The sequence below is a fragment of the Flagellimonas marinaquae genome, assembly GCF_023716465.1.
Classification (GTDB): Bacteria; Bacteroidota; Bacteroidia; order Flavobacteriales; family Flavobacteriaceae; genus Flagellimonas; species Flagellimonas alginolytica.
Genome location: NZ_CP092415.1, coordinates 2,079,636 through 2,095,291 on the forward strand (window position 1 = coordinate 2,079,636; position 15,656 = coordinate 2,095,291).

Here is a 15,656-nt window from a genome sequence, read left to right on the forward strand (position 1 = left end):
TAATTACTGTAAATTATTGATATTTGTCAATTTTTATATCGAAACCTTAACTAGATTAATTGACCAATTGCGCTATGTACAAAGAAATTTATTTAGTCGACGATGAAGATCTCGTAAATACGGTGAATGCGATTCACTTTAGAAGAATGGGTATGGAGGATAAGGTGAAAAGCTTTACCAACCCGGAATTGGCACTGGATGACCTTAGATTCAGAGATGATCAAAATACAAGGACCCTAATCTTGTTGGATATCAATATGCCCGAAATGAGCGGGTTTGAATTTTTGGAGTTTATGATGTTGGAAGATTTTCCCGAATCCAATGAGGTACTTTTGGTGACATCTTCTGAGTCCGATTCAGATAAGGACGAAGCCAAAAAATATGAAAAATACGTAAAGGAGTTTATAACCAAGCCACTAAAAATTGAGCATTTGGAGGAATATCTCCAAAGCGCGAACAAATAATATCGTTCTCAATAATATCTTTTTATTGCTCAACCTATTTTTGTCCCATACCTTTAATTTGAATAAACTTTAGCCTGTGAAACAGAAAAATGCCTTTATTCAGAATAAAGTTGAAATCGTTGAAGATAGAAATGACATTGTTTGGGCAATGGACGAGAATTATAAGCTCACCGATTTCAACACCTCCTTTAGTGCACTTTTAAAGCGCAACGGTTCCATTACTGTTGAGCGAGGTATAGATTTAAGAAAGGTATTCAAGACAAGCAGTTTTTTTGACCCTTGCGAACAAGGTTGCGAAAGAGCTTTAAACAGGTACGCCACAACTTCCAAACATACTTTCGAGGAAAATGGTGAAATCGTTGTCCACGAATTTTCCTTTCAGCCATTTATGAACAGTTCCGGAGATATTGTGGGATGTTGTGTCTGGCAAAAGAACATTACCCAAGAGGTAAACAATAACCATCGTTTGCTGGATAGCGAAAGAAAGTACCGGGAAGCTCAGCAAGTTGCCGACGTAGGTCATTGGAATTGGGATATGATCAAGAACGAAATTACTTGGTCCGATCAACTATACCGAATTTTTGGGCAAGAACCGGATACTTTTAAAGCAGATTATGAATCTGTAAAGGCTATTATTCACCCGGAAGATAGGCAGGTTTTTGACGAGGATGTAAATCGAAGTATTAAGGAGAACGTTCCCCACGATATTATTCACCGCATAGTGGTGTTGGACGGGGAGGTAAGGTATGTGCATCAAAAAGGAAAGGCTTACTATAACGAAGAGGGTAAACCCTATAGAATGAGCGGTACGGCTCAAGACGTAACTAAGGAAGTCCTGTCCAATCATCAAATATTGGAACAAAATCACGAGCTACAGAATTTTGTTCGGATAATTTCCCATAACCTAAGAGGCCCGATATCAAATCTGTTGATGTTGTCCAAAATATATGAATGGGGAAAGGATGAGATGAACGACGATATTGTTCGAAAAATAGAGCACACCACCGAAGCACTGGACCAGACTATCAAGGACCTTCATCTTTCACTGTCCTTAAAATCGGCCGATAAGGAAAAGTTTAGAGAGGTCTCTTTACGTGCCGTGATGAAAGATGTTGATGGATTGTTGTCCGAAGAGATAATTAAGAGCAAAGCCACGGTAAAAACCGATTTTTCGGGAGGTGAGACCGTTTTTGGTGCTAAAAGTTATGTGGTAAATATCTTTTACAATCTTATCCTTAATGCAATTAATTATGCCAAGGATGAAGTGCCCGCAAATATTAAGATTGTTTCTGAAGAAACGGAAAATAATGTGGTGCTTAAGTTTGTGGACAACGGTATTGGTATGGAGCTTACCCCGGAAAAGGAACGAAAAATATTTGATATGTACGGCAGGTTGAGCGGTGCAACCATAGGTAAAGGTTTTGGGCTTTATTTGGTGAAAACACAAGTTGAGGCCATGGAAGGTAAAATAGAAGTTGAGAGTACCAAAGGCGAGGGCTCTACATTTATTGTTACCCTGCTCAAGAGCCTTTAGGCGGGTCTAAAGGGCAATTTGCTCAAATCCACGTTTCCACCAGAGATTATTATACCAACTTTTTTATGGGTCAGTAGTTCTTTTTTCCTGAAACAGGCCGCTAGTGCAACTGCACTGGATGGTTCACAAACAATTTTGAGCCGTTCCCAGATCAACCGCATGGCGTGGACTATCTCTTGCTCTTTTACCCGAACAATTTCTTCAACATATTTCTGAATTATAGGGAAGTTTCTATCGCCTAATTGGGTCTTTAGGCCATCTGCAATGGTATTTGTGGTAGTGTTTGTTTCTATTTTTCCGCTCTTTAGGGATCGGAAGGCATCATCCACCTCAAAAGGTTCACCGCCGATTGTTTTGCAATTTTTGCCAAAACAATGTACTGCTAAGGCAGTGCCCGCTAGTAAGCCACCACCTCCTACAGGAGTAAAAACATAATCCAAGTCGGGGTATAACTGCAATAACTCCATACAAGCGGTGCCTTGCCCCAGAATCACTTGCTCATTATTGGAGGGATGGATAAAAGTTGCGCCTTGTTTATTGATAATTTCTTGGGTCGCTTGTTCTCGTGCAGTCAAAGTAGGTTCGCATTCGGAAAGAATACCACTGTAGCCCCTTACGGCCTCTTTTTTTACCTCTGGAGCGGAACTGGGCATAACAATATAAGCTTTTACTCCCAGGCTTTGGGCGGCTAAGGATAAAGCCTGTGCAAAATTTCCGGAAGAATGTGTTACAACACCATTTTTTTTCTGATCGGGGGTAAGCTGAAGAATGGCATTGGCAGCCCCACGCATTTTAAATGCGCCCATACGCTGAAAGTTTTCGCATTTAAAATAAAAATTGGCATTGCCCATTTTATCGATCAGCCGAGAGGTAAGAACGGGCGTATCGTGAATAAAAGGCTTTATTCTTTGGTGGCAATCTTTAAGTTGTTGTTTGTCCATAAATCCCTATACCTATTTGGGGAACTAAAATTAAGTATAAAGATAATACAGGGTTTAATTATGGGATTCCACTTCTTGTTTTTCTTCCACGGAACCTTTGGAGATTCCCTCCATTCCCAATTCGGGGATTACCAACAATGGAATTTGGGTATGGAATGCGGTCCTTTTAATAATGGGCTCGCGGGTCATTTTTTCCATATAACTATGCTGGTAATTCAACATTGCCAAAAGATGTATGCCCAATTCCTTGGAGAATGTCTCTAAGGTATGCGAAACCGAATTCAGTTCGGAAACCGTGTGCACAAAATGTTCGGCATTGCCAAGATAGCGGCGCAGCATGTTCAGGTTAAATTGCTGAAGCTCTGTAAGGGCTTTTATACCGTATTGTACATGGACAATCCGAATAGTGGCATTGAACATTTTGGCCATTTCCAAAAGTGGGGATAGCTCGGAAGAGGTATAGAACCTATTAAAATCGGTGGCAAATGCAATTTCGGATGGTGTAACGTACTCAAAGTGATAGGGAATGGCCAAAACAGGGCACTTTTTGACGGCCTTTATAATTCGTACCGAGTTGCTTCCCATAAAAACCTCTTCAGCGCCAGATGCACCTTTGGTTCCCGTTATCACCAAATGGATCCCAAAAGTATCAACAATGTCCTTGACCTCTTCTACCAATAAATTAAAAGAGGATATGGTCTCAAAACTATGGTTTGGATTACCGTATTTGCTTTGTATCCGTTTAACAGTTTTGTTCAGGCCATGTTCGGAGTTCTCACGCACTGCATCAACAATGCGAACACCATCGATCATTTTGGCCATAAACCTGCTGCTTGGTATCACAGGGGTGTAGGTATTGAGCAAATAAAATGTACAACGCCTGTTGCGGAACAATTGCATGGCGTAATCTATGGCGTTCCATGCATTTTCCGAAAAATCCGTAGGTATTAAAATCTTCTGCATCTGTCAATGGATTATGATGCATAAAATTAAACGTATGGTGCAGGGGATTCTATGACAATTGTCAGCTTTTAAAAAAAGACCTAAAAGCCTTCAACCATTTCCATTAGCTTGCGTTCGTCCTTAATGCCGATTTTTTTTCCGGAGGCATGGATAAGGCCTTTCTTTTTAAATTCTGAGATAATTCTAATGGCCGATTCGGTAGCGGTGCCCACTACATTGGAAATGTCCTCTCGGGAGAGTGTAAGTGCCAAATATCCATCTTCATCTTCACCAAAATTATTTTTTAGATAAAGAAAAGCTTCGGCCATGCGCTGTTTTACGGTTTTTTGCGAAATGTTTACGATAACATCGTCCGCTTCCTTAAGGTCGTGTGCCATATGGCGAAGTACTTCCAAAGTGAAATTTGGATTTTTTTGGAGCGTATTGTTTATGCTTTCCTTTGGGATAAAACAAACCTCCATATCGTCGACAGCTATAGCGGAAAGATTGGTGCTTTCTTGCGATATTACCGAGCGCTGCCCCAAAACTTCGCCCTTTGTGGCCAATTTTACGATTTGGTCCTTTCCGTTGGCGCTAAGTTTGGAAAGCTTCGAAACGCCATTGCGTACACAGTAGACCCCGTTCAGTTTTTCACCTTCTTCAAAAAGTGCATCTCCCTTTTTAATGGTCTTTGTGGTTTTGGAGTCCGATACTTTTTTCAGCTCCTCCTTGCTCATGGCGCGTAAAGAATTGAACTGCCTAATGATACAATTTTCACACCTGCTTTCCATAATGATTAGTTTACCTGATTCGACAAAAATAGTTGATAAACAATCACAAAATACTGATAAATATCATATTTTTAAGAAGAATAGTAGTACAAATTTGCAATAGGTAAAGCAAATGTGAAATGACAGACCCGACCTGTTATCATTGTGGAGATGATTGCGGTAAAAACCGTGTACAATTTGATGATAAGGATTTTTGTTGCAATGGTTGTAAGACCGTTTACGAAATCTTTACCTCCAATGGTCTGTCCACTTTTTACGAAATAGAAGGCAAAGCAGGTACCACTCCAAACGAAATCCGTCAGAAATACGATTTTTTGGACAACCAGGAAATTGTGAAACAACTTGTGGAGTTCGACGAAGATGGCGTACAAGTGATAAGTTTGAGTATTCCCAATATTCATTGTAGTTCCTGCATATGGGTGTTGGAAAATTTGAACAAGTTGCATTCGGCCATTACGGTTTCCCAAGTAGATTTTCCTAAGAAAACCATTAGGGTTACCTTCAAAACAGAAGATTTTTCGTTGAAAGCCTTGGTGCTGCTGTTGGGGAGTATTGGTTACGAACCTTATATTTCGTTGGAGGAGTACAATAAAAAGGGGAAAAAGGTGGATCGTTCCCTAATTTATAAACTCGGAGTGGCCGGATTTGCGTTCGGTAATGTAATGCTGTTCTCCTTCCCGGAGTATTTCGAGGTCGAAGAGTTTTGGTTGGATCAATATAAGAGCGTTTTCCGTTGGCTGATGTTCGCCTTTTCGCTGCCCGTGGTATTTTATGCTTCCCAAGATTACTTTGTTTCCGCTTATAAGGGCATCCGCTCCAAATTGTTGAACATTGATGTGCCGATAGCCCTTGGGATACTGACCCTTTTTCTAAGAAGCACCGCGGATATTATTTTTGACCTGGGTTCCGGTTTCTTTGATAGTCTCACCGGTCTGGTCTTCTTTTTGTTGTTGGGCAAGTTTTTTCAACAAAAAACCTATGCCTATCTGTCGTTCGAGCGCGACTACAAATCCTATTTTCCGATTGCGGTGACCCGATTGGGTAAAAATGGCGAAGAGGAGAACATACAAATTTATAATATCGAGGTAGGGGATAGGATCCTGATCCGGAGCCACGAGATCATTCCAGTGGATTCAATTCTGATAAAAGGAACCGCCGAGATCGACTATAGTTTTGTTACCGGGGAATCCGAACCTGTGTTTAAGGAATCGGGAGAGAAGCTGTTCGCCGGTGGCAAGCAACTTTCAGGTGTCTTGGAAGTAGAGGTCTTAAAATCCGTTTCGCAAAGCTATCTTACCCAACTTTGGGGCAATTCCGTATTTTCCAAGGACAAATCCAGTCAATTCCAGACCCTTACCGATAGCATAGGAAAGCGATTTACCATTGCTGTGTTGAGTATAGCCACATTGGCCACTTTGTTTTGGTTGGTGTTCGATCCTAGCCTTGCCCTAAATGTGTTCACTTCGGTATTGATCATTGCCTGCCCCTGCGCCATTGCCTTGGCCGCACCGTTCACATTGGGGAATATGCTTCGCATTTTTGGAAAACATAAATTCTATTTAAAAAATGCTAGCGTAATCGAGAGGCTATCCATAATCGATACAGCTATTTTTGACAAAACCGGTACGCTGACCACCAATGTAAAGGATACCATCCATTATGAAGGAATGGAGCTTACCGAGGAAGAGACGGCACTGTTAAAAACAACCCTGAGAGCATCCAATCACCCCTTGAGCCGATCGTTGTACAATATTTTAAAATCCAACGCCATAATGACCCTTGAGGAATTCCAAGAGCATACCGGCAAAGGAATAGAAGGCAAGTACAATCAACATACCATAAAAGTAGGCTCAGCGGCCTATGTGGGCGAAAACCACTCCAACTCCATAACCAATACTACAGTTTATGTAAGTGCGGATGAAGATGTGAAAGGTAGGTTCGTGTTCAAAAACACATACCGGGACGGCATGAGCCAAATATTTGATGAATTGTCCAATGATCTTAACCTAGGTATTCTTTCGGGCGATAATGATGGTGAAAAAAAGAAGCTGGAGGGCTTGCTCCCGGCAAAGACCAAAATGATGTTCGATCAAAAACCGGAAGATAAACTGGAATATATCAAAAAGTTACAGCAGAAACATAAGGTCTTAATGGTGGGCGACGGCCTGAACGATGCTGGAGCCTTGGCACAGAGCAACGTAGGGTTGGCCGTTTCGGAAAACATAAACGTGTTCTCCCCTGCCTGCGACGGAATTTTAGATGCTGCCCAACTGCGAACGCTGCCAAAATTTATTAAATTATCCAAGCAATCCGTTCGGATAATCAAAATGAGTTTTTTGCTTTCATTGTGTTATAATGTCGTGGGATTGTATTTTGCCGTTACAGGGCAGTTACAACCAGTAATAGCCGCTATTTTAATGCCTTTGAGTTCAATTAGTATCGTGGTGTTTACCACCTTGGCCACCAATTTTGTGGCTAGAGAGTTAAAAAATAAAGAAAGCTGATATATGTCATTTTTTGAAGCATACCATCACAGTAGTTTTACCCCTAAATTAAGGCAGGTATGAGTGTTATTTATGTGTTGTTGGCCATTAGTGTAACGGTGGCCGTGGTCTTTTTTATAGCCTTTGTTTTTTCGGTAAAGAGCGGACAATACGACGACACCTATACCCCGTCGGTAAGAATGTTGTTCGAGGATGAGGTGGTAAAGAGCCAGGATAAATCAAACCTATATAGTAAAAAGGAAATCAAACAAACTAAAAGTACAAACCAATAAAATATGGAAATACAACAGTTCCGCTACGATAACAAAATCGTGCAAAAGTTCTTATACGCTACCATTTTATGGGGTGTGGTAGGTATGGCAGTAGGTCTTTTGTTGGCCTTTATGTTTTTGTTCCCCAATGTTACCGAAGGTATTTCATGGTTGAGTTTTGGACGTTTGCGTCCATTGCATACCAACGCCGTGATTTTCGCATTTGTGGGTAACGCAATTTTTGCAGGGGTGTATTACTCATTGCAGCGATTGCTCAAAGCTAGAATGTTCAGCGATGTTCTGAGCAACATCAATTTCTGGGGGTGGCAGTTGATCATTGTGGCAGCGGCCATTACTTTGCCTTTGGGTTACACAACCTCAAAAGAGTACGCAGAATTGGAGTGGCCCATAGATTTGGCCATTGCTGTAGTTTGGGTGGTCTTTGGATGGAACATGATAGGCACTATCTTAAAAAGAAGACAACGGCACCTATATGTGGCCATTTGGTTCTACCTTGCCACATTTGTTACGGTAGCAGTGTTGCATATCTTTAATAGTTTGGAACTACCTGTTACGGCGTTAAAAAGTTACTCAGTGTATGCTGGTGTACAGGATGCATTGGTGCAATGGTGGTACGGTCACAATGCCGTGGCATTCTTCTTGACCACTCCTTTCTTGGGGTTGATGTACTACTTTGTTCCTAAAGCAGCGAACAGGCCAATTTATTCCTATAGATTGTCCATCGTCCACTTTTGGTCGTTGATATTCATTTATATCTGGGCTGGCCCTCACCACTTGTTATATTCTGCTTTGCCCGATTGGGCACAGAACCTTGGTGTAGTATTCTCCATAATGTTGATCGCACCATCTTGGGGTGGTATGATAAACGGATTGTTGACACTGCGTGGGGTTTGGGACAAGGTGCGTACCGATGCCACACTGAAATTTATGGTAGTGGCCATTACAGGTTATGGTATGGCAACGTTTGAAGGCCCGATGCTATCTTTGAAAAACGTAAACGCCATTGCCCACTTTAGTGACTGGATCATTGCCCACGTGCACGTTGGAGCCTTGGCCTGGAACGGGTTCTTGACCTTTGGTATGATCTATTGGTTGGTGCCCCGTATGTTCAAAACCGAACTGCATTCCAAAGGATTGGCCAATTTCCACTTCTGGATCGGAACCTTGGGTATTGTACTTTATGCCTTGCCGATGTACGTTGCAGGATTTACCCAAGCATTAATGTGGAAAGAATTTAACCCAGATGGTACCTTGGTTTACGGTAACTTCTTGGAAACCGTTACCCAAATAATTCCAATGTACTGGATGAGGGCCATCGGGGGTTCGCTTTACATCTTGGGTATGTTCGTACTGCTGTACAATGTAGTGATGACCATAAAATCCGGTAGCAAGGTTGAAGATGAAATGGCAGAAGCTCCAGCATTGGAACGTGTTGCCAAAAGAAGAGTGGCAGGAGAAACTTTCCATAACTGGTTGGAAAGGAAACCGGTACAATTGACCATCTTGGCAACCATAGCAATTCTTATTGGAGGTGTTGTTCAAATTGTACCTACAATCTTGGTGAAATCCAACATTCCTACCATAACAAGTGTTAAACCTTATACTCCTTTGGAATTGGAAGGTCGTGACCTTTACATTAGGGAAGGTTGCGTAGGTTGTCACTCGCAAATGATTCGTCCCTTCCGAAGCGAGGTGGAACGTTACGGAGAGTATGCCAAGGCAGGGGAATTTGTGTACGACCACCCATTCCTTTGGGGGAGTAAGCGTACAGGTCCCGATTTGTTAAGGGTCGGAGGTAAATACTCGGACAATTGGCACTTGAACCACATGTACGATCCACAAAGTACTTCTGCAGGTTCCATAATGCCATCTTATGAATGGTTGGTTACCGATGAGCATGATCGCAGCGATATACAGGCAAAAATGGAAACCATGGTAAAATTGGGGGTTCCCTATACCGAAGAAGATATTGCCAATGCTCCGCAATCCATGGCAGAGCAAGCACAGCAAATCGAAAAGAACCTATACACAGACCCCGAGTTTGCAAAAACCTATGAAGCGGATAAAAAGTACGCCGAAGAAAATGGGCTCGAATTCGTGGAAATGAGAGATCGGGAAATCGTGGCCTTGATTGCCTACCTACAAAGATTGGGTACCGATATAAAGATTGAAGGAACTGAAGAAACAATATCTCAAAACAAATAACCATGTTGAAATTTGTAAAAGAACATATGGAAACCATCGACGGGATAGCCAACTATCCCATGGTTTCCCTACTTATCTTCTTTGTGTTTTTTGTGTTGTTGTTTTGGTGGGTTTTCACCGCTACCAAGGAACACATAAGGGAGATGTCCGAACTGCCTTTGGATAACGATGATCAACAAAACAAACTATAATATTATGAGCACAAAAACACCTTGGTGGATAAGAGTCCCGGTTTTATTCTTCCTGATCTTTGGATTAATGGAATACTTTATCGACTCGGGAGACAAACTGGCAATAATCGAATACCCTATCACACAGTTTTTTTTGCTGTTGGTATTAATGATCCTTATTGCCATAGAACTAATATTGGCCTCTATAGAAAATATTATGTTCCAGACACTGACCGAAGAAGGAAAGGAACGTTACCTAGAAGCCAAAAGCAAGAAATTTGAATGGACCTGGGCCAAAAATTTAATGGAAAAACTGACCAAGAGCCGTTCAATCGAAAGAGAAGGTGAAATTGTATTGGACCACAATTACGATGGAATCCGAGAATTGGACAACGTGCTTCCACCGTGGTGGGTATACCTTTTCTATGCGACGATTGTTTTTGCCGTGGTCTACCTGGTTAGATTCCATATTATCGGAGAATACGACCAAAAACTCGAATACGAACAAGAAGTGGCAGCAGCCCAATTGGCCATTGAAGAGTACAAAAGAACGGCCAAAGATCTGGTGGATGCCAGTACCGTGGAGTTTTTGTCGGATGATTCCGATTTGGCTGCAGGAGAGAAAATATTCCAAGCCAATTGTGTGGCCTGTCACATGGCCGATGGTGGAGGTGGAATTGGACCAAACCTGACCGATAAATATTGGATATTGGGTGGAGGCATCAAAAATATTTTCACAACTATATCAGAAGGTGGTCGAGACGGTAAGGGAATGATTGCATGGAAACAAACCTTAAAGCCTGTCGAAATGGCCCAAGTAGCCAGTTATGTGATGACCATGGGCGGAACCACGCCCGCCAATCCAAAGGAAGCTGAAGGAGAAATCTGGGTAGACCCAAATGCTCCCGAAGAAACCAATGGTGCCGAATCTGAAACGGAAGAAACCGCTCCCGAGGAAATGGAGCAGGCCGTCGATTCAACAAACGTTGCCATGAACTAGTCCTTGGGGCGTTCGGCAACAAATATTTATCCATAAACCACAAATGCGATGGAAGAAAACTTTAGGGATTCCATAGGCACAATCACAGAAGAAGGTAAAAGGAATTGGATTTTTCCAAAAAAACCTAGTGGACGGTACTACGATTACCGAAAGTACGTAAGTTACTTTCTACTCGTTTTTTTGATAGCGGCCCCTTTCGTTAAGATTAATGGGCACCAATTTCTATTGTTCAACGTGTTGGACAGGAGGTTCAATATATTTGGGCTTCCATTCTGGCCTCAGGATTTTCATCTGGTAGTAGTGTCCATGATCATCGGAGTTATTTTCATTGCACTGTTTACGGTGGCATATGGCCGTATCTTTTGTGGATGGATGTGTCCGCAGACCATATTTTTGGAAATGGTGTTCCGTCGTATCGAATACTGGATAGACGGAGATAGAGGAGCTCAAATACGACTGGACAAGGCACCGTGGACAGGGAAAAAAATAAGGAAAAGACTTTTAAAGTGGAGTGTTTTCTTTCTTATTTCCTTCTTTATCGCCAACGTGTTCTTGGCCTATTTGATCGGTAGCGATCAATTGGTCGCTTATATTACAGATGGTCCTATGGCGCACTTGAGCACAATGGTCCCACTGTTGATTTTTACAGCGGTCTTTTATTTCATTTTCGCATGGTTCAGGGAACAGGTATGTATTATCGCTTGCCCTTACGGTAGATTGCAAGGGGTGCTGCTGGACAATAAATCCATTGTAGTGGCCTATGACCATAAACGGGGCGAGGGCGAAAACGGGCGTAAAAAGTTCAGAAAGAATGAAAACAGGGAAGCTCTGGGGCACGGCGACTGTATAGATTGTTTTCAATGTGTAAATGTGTGTCCTACAGGGATAGATATTCGCAACGGGACACAGTTGGAATGTGTAAACTGTACCGCTTGTATAGATGAATGTGATCACATAATGGATAGTATCAATAAGCCCAAAGGCTTGATCAGATATGCCAGTGAAGATGAGATCACCCAAGACAAAAAATTCAAATTTACGGCACGTATGAAAGGTTACACAGCAGTGTTAGTCGTGCTTATTGGGATCCTTGTGGGAATGTTGTTTATGCGTAACGAGGTCGAGGCAAACATACTTCGTTTACCTGGGCAGTTGTACGAGCGCAAGGATAACAACATTATAAGCAATGTGTACACCTATAAACTGGTGAACAAGACCACTAAAGATATTGATAATGTTTCATTCGAATTGATGTCGCACAAAGGAACCATCAAAATGGTCTCCCAGGAAACTTTCACGGTTCCCGCGGAAGAGATGGCCGAAGGAACACTTTTCATCGAAATAAATGCCTCGGCACTCAATGGAGATAAGGATAAACTAAAGATAGGGGTGTATAGTGGCGATAAACTCATAGAAACCACGGTGACCCAGTTTTTGGCACCTAGAAGTTATAACTAAACAAACGAGAGATGAAAATTAATTGGGGAACGGGAATCGTGCTGGCATTTATTGGCTTCATCGCCTTTATCCTATACTTTGTGGTAAGGATGAGCACCGACGATAGTGCCAACCACGATTTGGTTACGGAGGAATATTACAAAAAGGAATTATCCTATCAGCAGGATATAGATGCATCAAACACCGCTTCGGAAATGAATGCCAACCTGAAGGTTGAAAAAACCAACGAAGGTTTGATGATTTATTTTCCAGAGCGTTTCGACCCAAAAAAGATAAGCGGAACAGTGTCCCTATACAGACCGTCTAACAAGCACTTGGATACCAACTTTCCTATAAGTTTGTCCAAAACACATTTGCTCATACCTGACAATCGCTTGGTAGACGGTCGCTGGGACATTTCCGTAAACTGGGAATACGAAGGTAACTCCTTTTTGCATAAACAAAAATTGGTGTACTAGTAATGTTGACCTCTGCATTGGTATTGGGATTATTGGGAAGCCTGCACTGCTTGGGCATGTGTGGGCCAATCGCCTTTATGCTCCCCTTGGACCAAACCAACCAGGTTAAAAAGACCGCGCAATTATCCATATACCATTTTGGCCGACTATTGGCCTATGGCGTAATTGGTGTGCTTTTTGGACTTTTGGGCAAGGGACTGTCCTTGTTCGGTATTCAGCAAAAGCTTTCGATAGGCATCGGTGCCCTCATGATAGTCCTGGTATTGGTTCCTGCAAAATATCTGAACGGGCATAAGTTTTTAACACCCATTTATTCGATAATTGGTAAGGTGAAATCCAAACTTGGGGCTGAGCTCAAAAAAAAGAGCCCGGATACTTTTTTGACCATAGGCTTTTTAAACGGCTTTTTGCCCTGTGGCCTGGTGTATATGGCCCTTTTGGGTGCCATTGCCATGGGCAGTCCCGTGGAGGGCGGACTTTATATGATGATTTTTGGTTTAGGAACGGTGCCGTTAATGTCCTTGGTGGTGTACTCCCGTGGTATGTTCAATACCTCCATTAAATCCAAAATTCAAAAATTGATACCTGTATTCGTGGTCATTATAGGAGTCCTTTTTATAGTTCGTGGACTTGGTCTGGGAATACCGTATGTTTCACCCAAGCAGGCTCCGGCAGATGCTGTATCATCGACCATAGAATGCCATCAACCCTAAAAATCTAATCAAAAATGAAAATAACAACAGCAAGTGAAGCGGTAGGAATTGTTAAATCTGGCGACCGTGTCTTCTTTCAAGGTGCGGCCATGACACCGAACGAATTGATAGATGCCCTTTGCGATCGGCACCAGGAAATTAACAATGTCGAGATCATTTCCATACATACCGAAGGCGACGCAAAATACACTAGGGAACCATATTGTAATGCTTTTACCCTAAATGCATGTTTTGTTGGTGGAAACGTGAGGAGTTACGTAAATACCAGATTGGGCGATTATATCCCGGTTTTTTTAAGTGAAATACCATGGTTGTTTGCCGATGAATATCTTCCATTGGATGTGGCCTTCGTGCAAGTGTCACCACCGGACAAACATGGTTATTGCTCTTTGGGGGTGTCGGTTGATGTGGCATTGCCAGCTGTTAGAACGGCAAAAAAAATAGTCGCACAAATCAACCCACAAGTGCCTAGGACCCATGGGACCGGAATTGTGCATGTAGACGATATTGTCTATGCCATTGAAGTGGATAGGCCAATCCATGAACATAATCCTACCGAAATATCTGAAATAGAAGGCCTGATTGGAAAACATGTGGCATCGTTGATAGATGATGGAGCTACCCTGCAAATGGGTATCGGCAACATACCCAATGCAGTACTTTCCAACCTTGGTAATCATAAAAATTTAGGTATCCATACCGAAATGTTCTCTGACGGGGTCTTGCCGTTGTTGGAAAGCGGAGTGATTAATGGATTGGAAAAGGCGGTAAAACGAGGTAAAATTGTGAGTTGTTTCGCTGTTGGGTCAAGAAAGCTATATGACTTTATCGATGATAACCCTATTTGTGATTTTAGGGATTCGGGATATACCAATGATACAGCCAGGATTCGAAGAAATCCTAAAGCAACAGCGATCAATAGTGCCATAGAGATCGACCTTACGGGACAGGTATGTGCGGATACAATCGGAGGATATCAGTTTTCCGGGGTAGGCGGGCAGATGGATTTTATGAGAGGAGCTTCGTTGTCCAAAGGAGGAAAACCAATAATAGCCATGTCCTCTACCACTAAAAAAGGAGTATCCAAAATAACACCGTTCCTAAAGCAAGGGGCAGGTGTGACCACTACCCGTGCGCACATGCATTATGTGGCCACGGAGTACGGGGTGGTGAATCTATTTGGCAAGAACTTGCACCAACGTGCCGAAGCGTTGATTTCCATTGCCCATCCCGATCACAGGGAAACGTTGGAGAAAGCGGCCTTTGAGCGGTTTAACGGTTAGTCGTTTTTAAAGAAAAACAATAAAAAAGGGGGCAATTTTAAAATTGCCCCCCTTTTTTTGAACTGCATGAAACCAATCAAAAATGCAATCCATCAAATTTTAAAGGTGATTACAGGTGCGTTGGAATGGTTGGCGATATCTTCACCAATGCTTCCCATAAAAAAGTGGGCAAGACCTCTTCTGCCGTGTGTTGGGATTCCAATTAGATCGGCGGATACGCCATCACTATAGTTTAGAACGCCTTTCTCAACGGTGTAATCGTTGTAAATTTCTACTTCTAGGCCGAGGCTGGCGGCGTGTAAAAATTTAGAAATCTTTTCATAAGCGTCTTTATGGCTCAAAAACTCGTCACCAGGTGTGTTTATATACACGGGTTGAAGTTTTGCACCGAACAAATCGGCCATATCTTTTGCTTTTTTAAGGGCATCGACACTTTCTTCCTCAAAATCGGAAGCAAATACAAAACTCTTTGGTTTAAACTCCGACATATCACCTTTGATCACCAATACGGGTACGTCGGCTGTTCTGACCACACGCTCCGTATTGGAGCCTATAAAGATTTCCTGAAGGCCATCTGCACCATGGGACCCCATTACAATAAGGTCGGCCTTGTGCTTTTCGGCCACTTCGTTTACTTCGCTGAAAACTTTGTAGTGTTTTATGATCGGAACTACTTTAATACCCTTTAAAAAAGGTTGTTCCAAAAAGTCTGCAAAGCGTTTTTCACCTAGCTTTATCAAATGCACCACTTGTTCTTGGGAAATGTATCCTGATTCGCCCATAATGGCAGGTGAAAGTTCCAACATGTGGAGCACTAAGAGTTCTGCTTCATGTTGTTTCGCCAACGAAGCGGCAACTTTTAGCGCGTTTTCGGATTGTTTCGAAAAATCAACTGGTACGATTATACTTTTCATTTTTATT

The 15,656-nt window shown here is 42.3% G+C and carries 15 protein-coding genes; 11 read left to right on the forward strand and 4 right to left on the reverse strand.

The genetic code is table 11. From position 1 onward, the window contains the following. The first annotated feature begins 74 nt into the window (after positions 1 to 74). The gene (locus MJO53_RS09340) at positions 75 to 464 is read left to right on the forward strand and encodes a response regulator (RefSeq protein WP_224835562.1); all 390 of its coding nucleotides are present in this window, start codon (positions 75 to 77) and stop codon (positions 462 to 464) included. Between the two features lie 76 nt (positions 465 to 540). Then, complete coding sequence (locus MJO53_RS09345) at positions 541 to 1,998, forward strand: sensor histidine kinase (RefSeq protein ID WP_252078888.1); 1,458 nt, start codon at positions 541 to 543, stop codon at positions 1,996 to 1,998. Here MJO53_RS09345 and MJO53_RS09350 read toward each other — a convergent pair. From MJO53_RS09350 to MJO53_RS09360, 3 genes are all read right to left on the reverse strand, one after another. Further along, positions 1,995 to 2,939 (reverse strand): pyridoxal-phosphate dependent enzyme, encoded by a 945-nt coding sequence (locus MJO53_RS09350; protein WP_252078889.1) that lies wholly within the window; start codon positions 2,937 to 2,939, stop codon positions 1,995 to 1,997. The genes MJO53_RS09345 and MJO53_RS09350 overlap by 4 nt on opposite strands. 54 nt (positions 2,940 to 2,993) lie before the next feature. Next, positions 2,994 to 3,902 (reverse strand): universal stress protein, encoded by a 909-nt coding sequence (locus MJO53_RS09355; RefSeq protein WP_224835559.1) that lies wholly within the window; start codon positions 3,900 to 3,902, stop codon positions 2,994 to 2,996. An 80-nt stretch (positions 3,903 to 3,982) separates the two neighbouring features. After that, entirely contained in the window at positions 3,983 to 4,672 is a 690-nt protein-coding gene (locus MJO53_RS09360) for a Crp/Fnr family transcriptional regulator (protein ID WP_224835558.1), read from the reverse strand. A gap of 119 nt (positions 4,673 to 4,791) precedes the next feature. Here MJO53_RS09360 and MJO53_RS09365 point away from each other — a divergent pair, with 119 nt between their 5' ends. Genes MJO53_RS09365 through MJO53_RS09405 form a run of 9 tightly spaced genes read left to right on the forward strand, consistent with a single transcriptional unit; the run spans position 4,792 to position 14,735 of the window. After that, positions 4,792 to 7,176 carry a heavy metal translocating P-type ATPase gene (locus MJO53_RS09365; RefSeq protein WP_252078890.1) on the forward strand — a complete coding sequence of 795 codons (2,385 nt, stop codon included), beginning with the start codon at positions 4,792 to 4,794 and terminating at the stop codon, positions 7,174 to 7,176. 59 nt (positions 7,177 to 7,235) lie between these two features. Further along, complete coding sequence (ccoS, locus tag MJO53_RS09370; RefSeq protein ID WP_224835556.1) at positions 7,236 to 7,448, forward strand: cbb3-type cytochrome oxidase assembly protein CcoS; 213 nt, start codon at positions 7,236 to 7,238, stop codon at positions 7,446 to 7,448. 3 nt (positions 7,449 to 7,451) lie between these two features. After that, entirely contained in the window at positions 7,452 to 9,653 is a 2,202-nt protein-coding gene (gene ccoN, locus MJO53_RS09375) for a cytochrome-c oxidase, cbb3-type subunit I (RefSeq protein WP_252078891.1), read from the forward strand. 2 nt (positions 9,654 to 9,655) lie between these two features. Continuing rightward, the gene (locus tag MJO53_RS09380; RefSeq protein ID WP_067037876.1) at positions 9,656 to 9,844 is read left to right on the forward strand and encodes a cytochrome C oxidase subunit IV; all 189 of its coding nucleotides are present in this window, start codon (positions 9,656 to 9,658) and stop codon (positions 9,842 to 9,844) included. 4 nt (positions 9,845 to 9,848) lie between these two features. Continuing rightward, entirely contained in the window at positions 9,849 to 10,823 is a 975-nt protein-coding gene (locus MJO53_RS09385; RefSeq protein ID WP_252078892.1) for a cbb3-type cytochrome c oxidase N-terminal domain-containing protein, read from the forward strand. Between the two features lie 48 nt (positions 10,824 to 10,871). After that, on the forward strand, positions 10,872 to 12,281 hold the full coding sequence (ccoG, locus tag MJO53_RS09390) for a cytochrome c oxidase accessory protein CcoG (protein WP_252078893.1): 1,410 nt from the start codon (positions 10,872 to 10,874) through the stop codon (positions 12,279 to 12,281). 11 nt (positions 12,282 to 12,292) lie between these two features. After that, positions 12,293 to 12,739, forward strand: a complete 447-nt coding sequence (locus tag MJO53_RS09395; protein ID WP_252078894.1) for a FixH family protein — start codon at positions 12,293 to 12,295, stop codon at positions 12,737 to 12,739. A 2-nt stretch (positions 12,740 to 12,741) separates the two neighbouring features. Further along, positions 12,742 to 13,452, forward strand: a complete 711-nt coding sequence (locus tag MJO53_RS09400; protein WP_252078895.1) for a sulfite exporter TauE/SafE family protein — start codon at positions 12,742 to 12,744, stop codon at positions 13,450 to 13,452. 14 nt (positions 13,453 to 13,466) lie between these two features. Then, entirely contained in the window at positions 13,467 to 14,735 is a 1,269-nt protein-coding gene (locus MJO53_RS09405; protein WP_252078896.1) for an acetyl-CoA hydrolase/transferase family protein, read from the forward strand. A gap of 92 nt (positions 14,736 to 14,827) precedes the next feature. Here the strand turns inward: MJO53_RS09405 and MJO53_RS09410 are convergent, their stop codons facing one another. Then, positions 14,828 to 15,649 (reverse strand): universal stress protein, encoded by an 822-nt coding sequence (locus MJO53_RS09410; RefSeq protein WP_224835549.1) that lies wholly within the window; start codon positions 15,647 to 15,649, stop codon positions 14,828 to 14,830. Positions 15,650 to 15,656: the final 7 nt, after the last annotated feature.

What these genes read in the sequence shown, in the direction of transcription:
- MJO53_RS09340 (WP_224835562.1), top strand. Translation starts at nt 75, where the DNA reads ATGTACAAAGAAATTTATTTAGTCGACGATGAAGATCTCGTAAATACG.
- MJO53_RS09350 (WP_252078889.1), bottom strand. Translation starts at nt 2,939, where the DNA reads ATGGACAAACAACAACTTAAAGATTGCCACCAAAGAATAAAGCCTTTT.
- MJO53_RS09355 (WP_224835559.1), bottom strand. Translation starts at nt 3,902, where the DNA reads ATGCAGAAGATTTTAATACCTACGGATTTTTCGGAAAATGCATGGAAC.
- MJO53_RS09360 (WP_224835558.1), bottom strand. Translation starts at nt 4,672, where the DNA reads ATGGAAAGCAGGTGTGAAAATTGTATCATTAGGCAGTTCAATTCTTTA.
- MJO53_RS09365 (WP_252078890.1), top strand. Translation starts at nt 4,792, where the DNA reads ATGACAGACCCGACCTGTTATCATTGTGGAGATGATTGCGGTAAAAAC.
- ccoS (WP_224835556.1), top strand. Translation starts at nt 7,236, where the DNA reads ATGAGTGTTATTTATGTGTTGTTGGCCATTAGTGTAACGGTGGCCGTG.
- ccoN (WP_252078891.1), top strand. Translation starts at nt 7,452, where the DNA reads ATGGAAATACAACAGTTCCGCTACGATAACAAAATCGTGCAAAAGTTC.
- MJO53_RS09380 (WP_067037876.1), top strand. Translation starts at nt 9,656, where the DNA reads ATGTTGAAATTTGTAAAAGAACATATGGAAACCATCGACGGGATAGCC.
- MJO53_RS09385 (WP_252078892.1), top strand. Translation starts at nt 9,849, where the DNA reads ATGAGCACAAAAACACCTTGGTGGATAAGAGTCCCGGTTTTATTCTTC.
- ccoG (WP_252078893.1), top strand. Translation starts at nt 10,872, where the DNA reads ATGGAAGAAAACTTTAGGGATTCCATAGGCACAATCACAGAAGAAGGT.
- MJO53_RS09395 (WP_252078894.1), top strand. Translation starts at nt 12,293, where the DNA reads ATGAAAATTAATTGGGGAACGGGAATCGTGCTGGCATTTATTGGCTTC.
- MJO53_RS09400 (WP_252078895.1), top strand. Translation starts at nt 12,742, where the DNA reads ATGTTGACCTCTGCATTGGTATTGGGATTATTGGGAAGCCTGCACTGC.
- MJO53_RS09405 (WP_252078896.1), top strand. Translation starts at nt 13,467, where the DNA reads ATGAAAATAACAACAGCAAGTGAAGCGGTAGGAATTGTTAAATCTGGC.
- MJO53_RS09410 (WP_224835549.1), bottom strand. Translation starts at nt 15,649, where the DNA reads ATGAAAAGTATAATCGTACCAGTTGATTTTTCGAAACAATCCGAAAAC.